Source organism: Candidatus Nitrospira allomarina, from assembly GCF_032050975.1.
GTDB lineage: Bacteria > Nitrospirota > Nitrospiria > Nitrospirales > UBA8639 > Nitrospira_E > Nitrospira_E allomarina.
Genome location: NZ_CP116967.1, coordinates 1,122,247 through 1,136,496 on the forward strand (window position 1 = coordinate 1,122,247; position 14,250 = coordinate 1,136,496).

Here is a 14,250-nt window from a genome sequence, read left to right on the forward strand (position 1 = left end):
TTATGGCGAGACAAGCGAAGTCCGAAGCCAATCTTCGTTGCTCCTTCTGTGGCAAGAACCGTGATCAGGTTCGAAAACTCATTGCGGGTCCGACCGTCTATATTTGTGATGAATGTGTCGGCTTGTGTAATGAAATTATCTCCGAGGATTGGCAGGAGTCTCGCCAGGAAATTTCGGCGAAACTGTGCAAACCGGTGGATATTCACCAACATCTTGATCAATACATTATCGGCCAGGATCAGGCAAAAAAGGTTCTCTCGGTAGCCGTTTATAATCATTACAAGCGTATATCAGCAACTGAAATCGGAGATGTTGAACTTCAAAAGGGCAATATTCTTATTGTCGGACCAACCGGAACAGGAAAAACTCTATTTGCCCAGACCCTAGCCCATTACCTGGATGTACCATTTACCATTGCAGATGCGACGACGCTGACGGAAGCCGGGTATGTCGGTGAAGACGTTGAAAATATTATCTTAAAACTTCTGCAGGCTGCAGACTATGAAGTTGAGCGTGCAGAACGGGGAATCGTGTATATTGATGAAATTGACAAAATCACCCGCAAGGCCGATAGCCCTTCAATTACGAGGGATGTTTCAGGTGAGGGTGTCCAGCAGGCCTTGTTAAAACTCATTGAAGGGACCGTGGCCAATGTGCCCCCTCAAGGAGGAAGAAAACATCCTCATCAGGAGTTTATTCAAGTCAATACCACTAATATTTTATTTATTTGTGGTGGGGCGTTCGTGGGATTGGATTCCATCATTGAGCGGAGGTTGAACCAAAAGCGGATGGGCTTTGGCGCCGATGTGCAGATACGTGGTCAACATCAAATTGGTGACTTATTCTCCAAAGTGGAACCGGAAGATTTACTGCAATATGGATTGATTCCTGAAATTATCGGTCGTTTGCCGATTGTCGCGGCTCTTGATCAATTGGATGAACCGGCATTGGTCCGCATTTTAACGGAACCCAAAAACGCCTTGATCAAGCAATATCAGAAGTTATTGTCCTTGGATAAAGTGAAATTAAAGTTTGCCGATGGAGCATTATTGGCCATTGCCAAAAAAGCCCATCTGCAAAAAACAGGAGCACGTGGACTTCGGGCGGTCTTAGAGTCGGTGATGTTGGACTTGATGTATGAACTGCCGTCCCAGGCGGAGGTGAAAGAGGTGTTGGTGACCGAAGAATTTATTCACGGCAAAGGTGAGCCCATCAAAGTCTTTGAGCATCAGAAAGGCATCAAGCCTGCGGTCGGATCTTAAGCTGGTTCCGGGTTTTTCTCCGTTGGTGCCGCTATCTCCTCATATCCGCATTCCGCATTGTGACAGAGAATTCTGCTTCCCGTTTGTTTCCTGATTTTTTCGATCAAGAATGGAGCCTGACACTGTGGACAGGGACGATTGATGGGTCGATCCCAGATCGCGAAGGTGCAGGTAGGATAATTGCTGCAGGAATAAAATGTCTTGCCTTTTTTTGTGCGTTTTTGAACCAGGTCCCCCCCGCAATCCTTGACAGCGCATTTGACGCCCAGCTTTAAGGGTTTGGTGGTTTTACATTCAGGGTATTGAGAGCAGGCGAGGAAATTTCCAAATCGGCCTCTCTTGACCACCATCCCGCTGCCACATTTCGTACAGACTTCATCAGTCGTTTCAACTTTTGTCTCCACGACTTGAACGCTTCCGTCCTCATCCTTGGTAAATTCTTTCGTATTTTTGCACTCAGGGTAGCCGGGACAAGCAAGGAAATGACCATTGCGACCCCATTTGATTACCATCTGCTTGCCACATTTGTCGCAAGGGACTTCCGTGGGCTCTTCCTTGCCTTTGAGATCCTCCATGTTCACTTCAGCGGATTCCAGATCTTTGATAAACGGGGTATAAAAATCTTTCACCGCGGTGACCCAATCCTTTTCACCTTCTTCGATGCTATCCAGTTCATTTTCCATTCTCGCGGTGAATTCCACGTCGAACACATCAGGAAAATGGCTCACTAGACGGTCATTGACTAATCTCCCTAATTCCGTTGGTCGTAGGCGCGCCTCCTCCTTTTCCACGTAATGTCGGTCTTGAATGGTGGAAATAATGGTGGCATAAGTCGAAGGTCGGCCGATCCCTTTTTCTTCCATCTCTCGAATAAGCAAGGCTTCGTTATATCGAGGTGGAGGTTGAGTGAAATGTTGTTTCGATATGATCCCCTCTTCCGAACCTTCCTGAAGAGTCAGGGATTCCCCGTCTGAAAGATCAGGTAGGGTGAGGCTGGCGGTCGACATACTCTCCTCGCTGGAAGAAATCCCTTCTGTGGGTTGTTCGATTTCTTCTCGATAGACCCGACGGTAGCCGTCGAATTTTTCAACGGTTCCACTTGCCCGAAAGGTATACCGTTTCGCCTTGACGTCAACTTGCGTGACGAGATCGAGTCCCTGTGTCATTTGAGAGGCGACGAACCGGTTCCAAATCAATTTATAAAGTTTGTACAGGTCAGGCTCTAATAATTCTCGAAGGCTTTCCGGGTCACGTTTGGTAGATGTGGGCCGGATAGCTTCATGTGCTTCCTGCGCGGCCTTTTGTGTTTTGTACACATTCGGTTGGGCAGAAAGATAGGGTGGTCCAAATGTATCTTGTATGTAACCACGGACGTCGTCCATGGCCTCAGGAGCGATGCGGGTAGAGTCTGTCCGCATATAGGTGATGAGTCCGACTTGACCCTCTTTTCCAATCTCGATGCCCTCATAAAGGCGTTGTGCCAACATCATGGTCTTTTTTGCGGGAAAACGCAGTTTTCTGGCACTGTCCTGTTGGAGTCGACTGGTGATAAAGGGGGCCGATGGACTTCGACGTTTTTCTTTTTGATCAATGTGTGAAACCGCAAACGAGGCATCTGCTAAATCCTGAAGAATTTGCTCCGTCTCCGCTGCCGTTCGGACGGTGACTCGTTCCCCATCAATCTCATGGAGTCTGGCTTGAAATGGCGGTGGATGCTGACCGACAAGGGTCGCGGTAATGGACCAGTACTCTTCAGGTTGGAAAGCCTCTCGTTCCGCCTCCCGTTCACAGATAACCCGAACCGCAACGGATTGTACTCGCCCCGCACTCAGGCCGCGGCGTACTTTTTTCCATAACAGCGGACTGAGGAGATAACCGACAAGGCGGTCTAATACCCGGCGGGCTTGTTGAGCATTCACCTTTTTCATGTCGATGGTGCTGGGTGTTTTTAGTGCCCGTTTCACAGCTGTTTCGGTGATTTCATTCAGAAGAACCCGATGAATTTGCTGCCCGTTACCGTTGAGTTCCTCGGCAATATGCCAGGCAATGGCTTCGCCTTCACGGTCGGGGTCAGCCGCCAGGAAAATTTCTTTGGCTTTTTTTGCGCTGGCTTTGATTTCTTTAAGAATTTTACTTTTTCCACGAATGACGATGTATTGCGGATCGAAATTATGCTCAAGGTCAATCCCGAGTTTGCTTTTCGGCAGATCCTTGAGATGACCGACTGAGGCAATGACCTGGTAATTACGCCCAAGATACTTGGATAGGGTTTTTGCCTTGGTGGGCGATTCGACGATGACGAGTGATCTAGCCATAGACAGTGATGAAAGTCATGAATTATTCACGAGCACATTTCCCACAGGGGAAGGATGAATTGCGTACTATCGAATGCTCATCCGGAGATATTGCAGCCCCGGTATCTGCTTTATAAGCCCTTTGATCTCCAAAGACAAGAGAATGCTCATGACTTCAGATGGGGCATAGGTGCATTGAGTGATTAAATCATCTAAGGAAACAGGTTCAAGTGAAAGACAGTCAAATAGATGTTGTTCCTCTGCCCCTAGTGAAGGCGCGGAAGACTGAGGCTGAAGCGCGCCTTGTTGCTTCTCGAGTTGCTCCCGGAAGGAGGGTTCTAACATAGGAAGAATTTCTTCCACAACATCAAAAGAACTTTCGACTAATTTCGCTCCCTCTTTAATAAGGCGGTGAGGGCCGCGAGTCAACGTATTGGTCACATTTCCCGGTACGGCAAAGACTTCACGGTTTTGCTCTAAGGCCATCCGAGCGGTAATGAGGGACCCACTGCGTGAGGTGGCTTCCGCGACGATCACACCAAGTGAGAGTCCACTAATGATCCGATTACGTTGAGGAAAATGGTAAGAATGTGGAGGGGTCCCCATGGGAAATTCAGAAAGAACAGCTCCCTGCTGTTCAATGCGTTGTCGTAGCGGACCGTGCTCAGGCGGATAGGTGCGGTTAATGCCGCATCCCAGGACCGCCAGGGTTCTCCCAGATGTGGCGAGTGCGCCTTCGTGGGCCGCCGCATCAATGCCTCTGGCCAGGCCACTCACAACCGTAAAGCCCAGTGCAGCTAAATCGCCGCTCAGTTGTCGCGTGAATGTTCGACCGATGTGCGAGCCTTTTCTTGAACCGACTACGGCAAGGGCCTGTTGATCGCGGTCCTGGAGCTGGCCTGTATACCAGAGTACCGGAGGAGGATCCGTGATGGTTTTTAATCGGGGCGGATAGTGAGCGTCTGCGAGTGTCAGGATAGAGTATCGCCCATCCTGCACGGCCTGCAATTCTTTGGCAATGTGATCTTGTGCTTCAGCAGATATGGGTTGATGAAGGGCCCTGGCCAATGATGGAGAAATTTCACCTATTGATACGAGTGTGTGGGCGTTCAAGGATCGAATGGCTTCTGGTGAGCCGAATCTGTTGATGAGTCTGGTGTAAGTAACAGGGCCAAGTCCTTTGACTGCCAGAAGTTCCAACCAGCCTTGCAGGGGTGCAGTCATCCAGATCCTTTGTGAGGATGGCGAATACGAGTCCGGAGATCATCGTGAAATGGTCTGCCTGCATGGCTCTCCAACCAGAAAACGCTCCGGATTGGACTCCGAAGGATAAAGACCTCCTGATTTTTCCAGGGTTGAAGGAAAAATCTATGTCCCCCTTCCTTTCTCTTCCTGGAGACAAGTGCTAGGGATAATGAGAAAGGATCATGGAGGGCATCGTTCATAATTCAATCGTTCTCTCGTGATTAGGATGCGGTGCGGGATTCGGCACGTGACGTCAATTTTCCTACCACGACGATGTCATATTGCTCAAGGTGGAGTAAAGGATCCGCCTCAAATGATATTGGTTGTTGAAATTCCTGTTCGAGTTGTTCAATGCTACTGTGTTCGGTTTCGAAAATGAGCTCAATAACTTTGGGGTTGGCACCAACCACAATTTGTTGTGGTTGTCCACGAGTCATTCCGATGCGCCGGATATCCCGAAAAATTTCATACGCCACCGTCATGGTGGATTTGGTGTATCCTCTCCCCTCACAGTCACTACAAATTTCCGACAACGTCCGTAACAGATCTTCGCGGACACGTTCACGGGAAATCTCGATCAGCCCAAGATCAGAAATGCGGGAGATACGTGTTTGAGCCTTATCGCCCGCTAGGGCGTCCAGGGTGGCCTGATACACCTTTTCACGGTTCCGTTCCCGTTCCATGTCAATGAAATCAATGATGATTATGCCCCCAATGCCTCGTAATTTAATCTGATAGCCAATTTCCTTTGCGGCTTCCAGATTGTTTTTTAAAATGGTTTCTTCCTGGTCGCGTTTTCCCACAAATCGGCCCGTATTGACGTCCACCACCGTCATGGCCTCTGTGTGATCAATAACAATGTGTCCTCCGGACTTAAGCCAGACCTTCCGACTCAGGGCTCTGGTAATTTCCAATTCGATCCCGAGGTGATCGAATAATCCTTCCTGCTTCTTGTCATAGAAATGAACGCGCGCCGCTTGTTCGGGAAGATAGCGACGGACAAAATCTTTCACTTCCTCAAAGTCCGCTTTAGCGTCAATTAATAGTCGATCGACTTTTTTGGTGAATAGGTCTCGCACCACCCGGAGCGGGAGGGACAGATCCGTATGCAAAAGGGATGGAGCAGGTTGGCTGTTGGCCGCTTTAAGCGTGTCTTCCCATAAGGCGCTCAAGAATCTGACGTCTGTTTGCAAATCCTCTTCTGGTACGTCTTCGCACACGGTCCTGACAATGTATCCATATTCGGGTTTCCGGATACGCCGCATGAGATCTTTCAGCCGATGACGTTCTTCGTCGTTCGTTATTCTTCGCGACACGCCAATATGGTCGACATTGGGCATGAGCACTAAAAAACGCCCGGGGAGTGAGACGTACGTGGTAATCCGAGGTCCCTTCGTGCCGATGGGGCCTTTGGAAATTTGGACAAGAAGTTCTTGTCCTTCTGTCAACAGGTTTTCGATGGGACGTGCGGTTTGGCGTCGAGGGCGCGGCACCTCCTGACTGCGTTCATCCTCTTCACTGTCCACAAGTGTGTCCCCCGGTTCGGTTCCGACCGATAGATCAGATACGTGGATAAATGCGGCCCGATCCAGCCCGATATCGACAAAGGCCGCTTGCATACCCGGCAAAACTTTAATGACCTTGCCTTTGTAAATGTCCCCGACAAAATCTTTTTTTCTTGGACGGTCGACATACAATTCTGTTACGACACGATTGTCGAGCACGGCAACCCGTGTTTCTTCACGAGTGACACTAATCGCAATTTCTACTCCCATAGTGATCTCCCTACATTCTCAGAAGGGACCAGAAGCTATTTTTCGTCAACATTCTTGGTGAAGAGATGTCGCTGAGGTGGCTGAGCCAATTTGTTGGATCTGCCTGTCCAAATCTGAAATAGCTTTGTGCCCATTCTGTCAATAATTGTAAATGAATATTGTTATGGAACCATTTGAGAATGGTTCTGTGTGCCCACTTCCTTGTTCCCGCAAGTATGTGAAAAAATCCACGGCTCTGGGACTTTTCCAATTCATATTCTCCGTTGTTTCCCTCTTTGTGCGATTTCCTGGCCCACGCTATCAAAATTAAGCCATAGGGTACATGATACCTAAAGGAGTGACAGACGTCTCCGTTTCACGTTGAGCAAGAGTCCCAGAGCTGTAAGATTCACAACCATGGCGCTGCCTCCATAGCTCATGAGAGGAAGGGGAATGCCCACAACGGGGGCCAGACCGGATGTCATGGCAATATTGACGACAACTCCAAAGGCTATCATGGTTACCACTCCGACAGCCAAGAGAGTCCCGACAATGTCTTTGGCTTTCAACGCGATTTCTAAACCCATTAAAAATAAGAGAATATATAGGGAAAGTAAGACTATTGACCCAATAAAGCCCCATTCCTCTGCGAATACTGCAAACACAAAATCGGTATGGCCCTCAGGAAGAAATTTAAATTGGGTTTGGGTTCCCCCATATAATCCCTTTCCCAATAATTGGCCTGAACCGATGGCGATGCGCGATTGAAGCCCGTGATAACCTTTGCCACCAGGATCAGAATTGGGATCAACAAAGCTGAGAATCCTATCCTGTTGGTACTCATGAAGGGAGCCCCAGACCCCGCCCCAGGCAAAGGGGAACAACATTAGGGCTGCCAGAATCACAAACCCAAAGGCCTTGGATTTCATGCCTACCGTGAGAATCACCACAAGAAAAATGGCCAGAAAGCCCAAGCTACTTCCCAGGTCAGGTTGCTTGAGGATAAGCAAAAATCCTGGAAGTACGATCAGTCCAGGTATGATCAATCGACGAACCCAGCCTTCACGGGTGGTGGCCCCATAGTAGGCTGCCAGCATGAGTAGCAATGGAATCTTAATGAATTCTGAGGGCTGGACCGCAAAGGGGCCGAGAGGAATCCATCGTTGAGAGCCCCTACTGGTTTTCCCGGCGATTAACACGATGATAAGTAAGATCAGTCCGATCCCATAGAGCACATATGACAGCCGGGCGAGCTTGTGATAGTCAATACCGACCGCGACCAGAAAGGCTAAGGAACCAACCATCATCCATGTGGCCTGCTTGAGATAAATAGGGAATCCGGTCCCCGACTGAGGGTTGGTCACGCTATAAATGGATAGGATGCCCAAAGAGATAATCGCCATAATGACACCCAGGAAACACCAATCGAAGGTATCCAGTCCGCGGCGATTCACATTGTCGTTCATTAATGACATGAGATGCGTTATTCTCCATCCTTACGAGAGCAAATTCCTTATCAAAGAGAAGGCTCTTGGGTTGTCTCAAAGCCCATATAGGCTTCGATGATGGTCTTGGCCAAGGGGGCGGACGCTGAGCCTCCATGCCCCATGTGTTCAACTAATACCGCCACGGCAATCTTCGGGTGTTCGACGGGAGCAAAGGCCACAAACCACGCATGGTCTCGAAATTCTTTTTGAGGCTCCTTGTTTTTGTCCTTGTCTCCATCCGGTTTCAGGGCGACAACTTGCGCCGTTCCAGTTTTGCCTGCAATGCTCACGAATTCTGATTGCGCCAGTTTGGCTGTACCCTTCGTGACGACTGCCGCCAATCCTTCCTTGATATGGGCAAACGTTTGGGGAGGAATACCCAATTGTCGAATGGGTGGCTCTGGCTTTTCTTTGAGTGTGCCGGTTCGCCGAAGTCGAGAGGCTTTGAGCAAACGGGGTTGGACCACTCGTCCATTGGTTGCTACGATGGCCGCAACTTTGGCCATCTGAATGGGAGTCACGGTTAAAAACCCTTGTCCAATAGAAATGGAAATGGTTTCGCCAGGATACCATGGTTCCCGTTTGACCCTTTTTTTCCATTCTGAGGATGGAACAAGACCCGACCGTTCGGAAGGGAGCGCAATTCCGGTTTTTTCACCTAATCCGAATTGACGAGCATAGGTGGCGATGGGATCAATGCCCAATTGATTGCCGGCTTTGTAAAAGTAGACATCGCACGATTCCGCGATAGCTTTGGTTAAGTCGACCTGACCGTGGCCTCCCGCCTTCCAATCACGAAAGACTCGCCTTCCAAAAGGAAAGGTTCCATGGCAGGGTACCATTTCCTGTGCGCTGAGGGTGTGAGTCTCCAAGAGGGCTGCGGCCATAATGATTTTAAATACCGACCCTGGAGGATATTGCCCTTGAATGGCGCGATTGGTGAGAGGGTGGCGTGTATCCATGAGAAATCGTTGCCAATCCTTGGCACTAATCCCTCCTGAAACATCATTAGGATTAAACCCGGGTTTACTCGCCAGAGCCAGAACGTCCCCATTCCACGGATCCAGGGCAACAATGGCCCCCGCTTCCTGTCCAAGAAGGTCCTCTGCGAGGCGCTGAAGTCGAATGTCGATCGTCAGGTACAGGTCATCCCCGGCCAGGGGACGACGAACTGAGAGAGATCGTTTTGGATACCCCAAGGCATCGACTTCAATCACTTCCTCTCCGGTTTCTCCAAGAAGATATTCATCAAATGTTCGCTCCACTCCATTTTGCCCAATGATGCGTCCTCCCTGAAGATGGGAAAATTCCGGGTCTTTAAGCTGTGATTCGGAAATTTCACCCACGTACCCCAGGACGTGCGAGGCGTAATTGTTAAGGGGATAGTGACGCTGATATTCCGGCTGAATTACCACACCGGGGAGTTCAAGCCGGTGCGATTCTATGAGTGCCGCCTCTTTTAGCGTAATGTCGGCTTTGATCTTGACTCGGCCTCTTCGGCTTTTTATTGAAAGTTTATTGGAAATCTCTTGTTGGTCAATATCTATGTAATGGGGTAACTGAGCCAAAAGGGCCTCACGGTCCTGTATGTCTTCCAAAGAAACATACAGTTGGAAGCTGGGGATATTATTGGCGAGGAGTTCACCATTCCGATCATATAGAAGTCCTCGAGCCGGTTCTAAGACAATGGATCGAGTGCGATTGTCGCGGGCAAGTTCTTGATAGTGCAATCCGTCTCGCACCTGCAATTGCCAAAGGCGTAACCCCAGCAACACCAATAGCATCAGAAATCCGATTTTGACGAATATTAACCGATTTTGAATATCGGCAAGTTCATTAGCCTGGCGGGAAGTGTCCAGCATTGTGCGGGTCTTATCGTGGTCCCCGTCCTAAGTGTACCATACTCAGCGATGGGCCAATGTACTTAATAACCCAGAATATTCCTAAGGTCAGGAGGCTATTATAGAGTCCTTGTGGGAGAAGTCGGGAGGAGAGAGCCTGAAAAAGTATCGGAGCATCTAGAACCGGATATGCCACGACGAGAGAGGCCAATCCGCAACCTACCGACAGGGCAAAGCTGACAAGCAAGATAGCGGGACTGGTGACGGTGGAAAACGTGTGGGTCGTGACGCCGGCCAGGGCTCCCGCGAGTCCCTTTAAGATCATATTGAGCCCAATACCGCCAGGACTGAATAAATCTTGGAAAAGTCCCACCGTCAGTCCGATCCTGAGTCCTTTGTATTCTCCTGAGTGAAATCCTATTACACAGGCTAGAATGAAACATAGGTCAGGGTAAATTCCTTTGGCGGATAGAAGGGTGCTAAAGGTGGCTTGAGCCAGAACCACTCCAAAGCACAAAAGGATGTCGAGAAAAATAGTCACGAGATTATATTAGGGAGAAGGCGAGACAGGCGGTTTTGGTAAAGAAGAAATGGGAGCAGGCTGAAATGAGGTAATAACCAGGACCGCTTCCAGGTTGGCAAAATCGACAATTGGATCAATTTCACCCAATTGAAATAAGTCGGTATCGGCTTTGGTAACCTGTTGAATCCGGCCAATTTGGAGTCCACGGGGAAAATCATCCGTTAATCCAGATGTGACCACTGGATCTCCTGGTTGGACAGGCGATAGAGGAGGCAGATATTTCATTTGAATGGTTCCTTGAGGCGTTCCCTGGACCAGACCCTCATCCCGGCTTTTTTGGATCATCCCGGTAATCGCGACGTTGGGGTCGGAAAGCAGAAGCACGACGGCCGTCGTGGGGTTTACTCGTACCACACGACCTACCACTCCGGCATCGGTGATGACTCCCATTTCCGGATGAACGCCGTCTTGGTTACCTTTATTGATGATCATCGCCCGATACCAATTGGACACGTTCCGGCCGATGATTCGAGCCGGAAGGGTCGTCATGGGTGTGGTTTTCTGAAACGCCAGCAATTGTTGATATTGCACGGCAATGATGGCATGTTCTCGAAGAGTATTCTGCTCACCTTGTAAGCGCTGAACTTCCTGCTTGAGCTGTTGGTTTTCTTCCCAAACATTTTGTAAGTCGATGTATTGGTCCCAGGCGTGACCGATAGAACTCTGTATCGAGGCGACAACATGAAGAGGGACTTCAAGAATTCGGGCGAAAGGCCCTCCCACATGACTTAACCATTCCTGAGATTGTCGAGGCAGAAACAGCAGGAGGGCGAGGAATAGAATGAAGATAACTCCTAGGACTCGCCGGATACTTGTGGATATGGGAAAATTTGGCTCTGATCGAGGCATGCAAATTGAGGGAAGCTCAGGGATTCAGCCTGGAATGCGAGGAAATTTTCCGAAGGAGGCTGAATTCCTCAAGAGTTTTCCCTACTCCCAAGACAACCGAGGTTAAGGGGTCATCGACCGTGACAATGGGTAAAGACGTTTCTTCACGTAGTCGATTATCCAGCCCTTGAAGCATCGATCCGCCTCCGGTCAGCACGATCCCCCGGTCAATAATATCCCCTGCCAATTCAGGCGGAGTGTTTTCCAAGGCCAGACGGATGGCTCGGATGATGGTGGTGAGGCAATCTTGTAACGCTTCTCGTATTTCATTGTCGTCAACGAGGATCGTTCTGGGGATGCCGGATACTACATCTCTCCCTTTGACGGCCATTTGCTTTTTTTCAGGCAGAGGGTAGGCTGAGCCGATTTCCATCTTGATGCGTTCTGCCATATGTTCGCCGATTAATAAGCTGTATTCCCGCTTGAGATAGCTTGTGATCGCTCCATCTAGTTGGTCGCCGGCGATACGGACCGATTCACTGTATACAATGCCTCCCAGGGAGATCACGGCGATGTCGGTAGTGCCTCCTCCGATATCGACGACCATGTTGCCGGAAGGCTCGGTAATCGGTAATCCTGCCCCAATAGCCGCGGCAACCGGTTCCTCAATGAGATAAACTTCACGGGCACCAGCGAGCTCAGCCGATTCCTTGACGGCACGTTGTTCGACTTGTGTGATCCTGGACGGGACACCAATAATGATGCGTGGCCTGAGGAGAGTTCCCCCGCGATGAACTTTTTGGATAAAGTGCCGTAACATGTGTTCCGTCATGTCAAAATCAGCAATTACACCCTCTCGCATGGGACGAATGGCGGTGAGATTGCCCGGGGTTCGACCGATCATTCGCTTCGCTTCTTCCCCAACCGCGAGAAGTTTTTTTGAGTTTGTCTCAACTGTCACGACGGAAGGTTCGTTCAGGACAATCCCTTTCCCCTTGATATAAATTAAGGTAGAAGAGGTTCCCAGATCGATGGCCATATCTTGGGAAAAATGGCTAATACAATAATTGAATATACCCATGTGAAGTGTTGAGACCTATTAATTTCAGAGGGTGGGCGACAATGGCGGATTCGGAATTAGGATTGTTAGAGTCTTTCTTCGCTCCAGGGGAAATAGATAACCTTTGCTGCTTTATGGATGTATCGACGTTTGGTCGTTGTTCACGATTGGCCGGAAACCACTTAAATTTGGTTCTGGGCTGGATGAATCGTTGTCGGCACTCACTTATTTCCACCTAAGTAGTTAGCAGGTGGAGCCATAAGGTTGGATTGTCCCCTGTCGCAGGGAAAAGTATATCAGAAGTCTTAAAAGACCACAAAGAAAAGGCGGAGATGAATACAACTCTGGAAAAAACTCTTCCTGGCTCTTGCCAGAAGGGGATGAATGTAGATAATTAGAGTCCGCAAATTTTCAAAAAGAAGGATACATTCCATGGCAAGCAAAACATTGTTTGAAAAGATTTGGGATCAACATGTGGTTCGTGAAGAACCAGATGGAACAACCTTATTATATATTGACCGACATTTGGTGCATGAAGTGACTTCTCCTCAAGCCTTTGAAGGGCTTCGGTTAGCCGGAAGAAGGCCACGACGTCCAACCGCGGCGCTTGCTGTTCCCGATCACAATGTTCCAACCACCGACCGGTCGCAGGGTATTGCCGATCCCATGAGTGCCTTGCAAATTTCAACCTTGGAAGGCAACTGCGAAGAATTTGGAATAACGTATTATGGGATGGAGGATATCCGGCAAGGCATTGTTCATGTGATCGGACCTGAACAAGGGTTGACGCTACCGGGGATGACAATTGTGTGTGGAGATTCTCATACCTCCACTCATGGAGCGTTTGGCGCCTTGGCGTTTGGTATTGGTACTTCAGAGGTCGAGCATGTGCTGGCGACGCAATGCTTGGTTCAAAAACGACCAAAAACTATGGAAATTCGTGTGGAGGGCAGGCTTCCTGACTATTGTTCTTCCAAAGATGTGATTCTGGCGATTATCGGGCAAATTGGTATTGGTGGTGGAAACGGTTTTGTCGTGGAATATACGGGTTCGGTGATCCGATCGTTTTCAATGGAGGGCCGGATGACCCTTTGTAACATGTCTATTGAAGCGGGAGCGCGCGCTGGTCTTGTCAGTCCAGACGAATCGACGGTCGCATACGTGAAGAGCCGACCCCTCAGTCCGAAAGGAGCGCTGTTTCAACAGGCCAAGTCGGATTGGCTAAATTTGAAAACCGACCCTGGAGCCAGGTTTGATAAGGTTGTTGAGCTGCGAGGAGAAGATGTTTCTCCTCAAGTGACTTGGGGGACCAATCCTGGAATGGTGACTGATGTGAATGGCCATGTGCCCGATCCTGGATCCATTGCGGATGAAAAATTGCGGATGGCCACAGAACGGGCCTTAGCGTATATGGGGTTGCCAGCTGGCATCCCTATATGTGACATCCGGGTCGATCGAGTCTTCATCGGATCCTGCACAAACTCACGAATTGAGGACTTGCGGGTGGCGGCTCGGTATGTCAAAGGAAAGCGCGTCGCTCCAAGTGTCAAGGCTATGGTGGTCCCAGGATCAGGGTTAGTCAAACACCAAGCGGAAGAAGAAGGGTTGGATCGGATTTTTCGCGAAGCGGGGTTTGAATGGCGTGAACCGGGGTGCAGTATGTGCCTCGCCATGAATGCGGACGTGCTCACACCGGGAGAACGATGTGCTTCAACCAGTAATCGAAATTTCGAGGGACGTCAGGGTAAAGGCGGACGGACGCACTTAGTCTCCCCTGCCATGGCTGCTGCTGCTGCGGTTGAAGGACATTTTGTGGATATTCGTGACTGGAAGCTGTGAGATTCATGAGGGGATTCTTTTGTCTACAGGATGGCCATTACTTCCTCTAGCATAACA

Annotated in this window: 10 protein-coding genes; 2 read left to right on the forward strand and 8 right to left on the reverse strand. The window is 49.4% G+C overall.

The window, feature by feature from the left end:
- Positions 1 to 2 precede the first annotated feature (2 nt).
- Positions 3 to 1,262 (forward strand): ATP-dependent Clp protease ATP-binding subunit ClpX, encoded by a 1,260-nt coding sequence (gene clpX / locus PP769_RS04915; protein WP_312645792.1) that lies wholly within the window; start codon positions 3 to 5, stop codon positions 1,260 to 1,262.
- On the opposite strand, the gene topA is transcribed toward clpX, so the two are convergent.
- The 8 genes from topA to PP769_RS04955 all read right to left on the reverse strand — a co-directional run bounded on the left by topA (position 1,259) and on the right by PP769_RS04955 (position 12,375).
- Positions 1,259 to 3,577: a type I DNA topoisomerase gene (topA, locus tag PP769_RS04920; protein ID WP_312645793.1), complete on the reverse strand. Its 2,319-nt coding sequence runs from the start codon at positions 3,575 to 3,577 to the stop codon at positions 1,259 to 1,261. The genes clpX and topA overlap by 4 nt on opposite strands.
- A 66-nt stretch (positions 3,578 to 3,643) precedes the next feature.
- Positions 3,644 to 4,780: a DNA-processing protein DprA gene (gene dprA / locus PP769_RS04925; protein ID WP_312645794.1), complete on the reverse strand. Its 1,137-nt coding sequence runs from the start codon at positions 4,778 to 4,780 to the stop codon at positions 3,644 to 3,646.
- Between the two features lie 242 nt (positions 4,781 to 5,022).
- Positions 5,023 to 6,576, reverse strand: coding sequence for an Rne/Rng family ribonuclease (locus PP769_RS04930; protein ID WP_312645795.1), 1,554 nt, complete (start codon positions 6,574 to 6,576; stop codon positions 5,023 to 5,025).
- A gap of 329 nt (positions 6,577 to 6,905) precedes the next feature.
- Positions 6,906 to 8,030 (reverse strand): rod shape-determining protein RodA, encoded by a 1,125-nt coding sequence (gene rodA, locus PP769_RS04935; protein WP_312645796.1) that lies wholly within the window; start codon positions 8,028 to 8,030, stop codon positions 6,906 to 6,908.
- Positions 8,031 to 8,071: 41 nt separating this feature from the next.
- The gene (mrdA, locus tag PP769_RS04940; RefSeq protein ID WP_312645797.1) at positions 8,072 to 9,904 is read right to left on the reverse strand and encodes a penicillin-binding protein 2; all 1,833 of its coding nucleotides are present in this window, start codon (positions 9,902 to 9,904) and stop codon (positions 8,072 to 8,074) included.
- A 10-nt stretch (positions 9,905 to 9,914) separates the two neighbouring features.
- The gene (mreD, locus tag PP769_RS04945) at positions 9,915 to 10,424 is read right to left on the reverse strand and encodes a rod shape-determining protein MreD (protein ID WP_312645799.1); all 510 of its coding nucleotides are present in this window, start codon (positions 10,422 to 10,424) and stop codon (positions 9,915 to 9,917) included.
- A gap of 9 nt (positions 10,425 to 10,433) precedes the next feature.
- Positions 10,434 to 11,315, reverse strand: a complete 882-nt coding sequence (mreC, locus tag PP769_RS04950) for a rod shape-determining protein MreC (RefSeq protein ID WP_312645800.1) — start codon at positions 11,313 to 11,315, stop codon at positions 10,434 to 10,436.
- A 16-nt stretch (positions 11,316 to 11,331) separates the two neighbouring features.
- The gene (locus PP769_RS04955; protein WP_376753394.1) at positions 11,332 to 12,375 is read right to left on the reverse strand and encodes a rod shape-determining protein; all 1,044 of its coding nucleotides are present in this window, start codon (positions 12,373 to 12,375) and stop codon (positions 11,332 to 11,334) included.
- Between the two features lie 411 nt (positions 12,376 to 12,786).
- Between PP769_RS04955 and leuC the strand changes: the two genes are divergently transcribed.
- Entirely contained in the window at positions 12,787 to 14,193 is a 1,407-nt protein-coding gene (gene leuC / locus PP769_RS04960) for a 3-isopropylmalate dehydratase large subunit (RefSeq protein ID WP_312645801.1), read from the forward strand.
- The last annotated feature ends 57 nt before the right edge of the window (positions 14,194 to 14,250 follow it).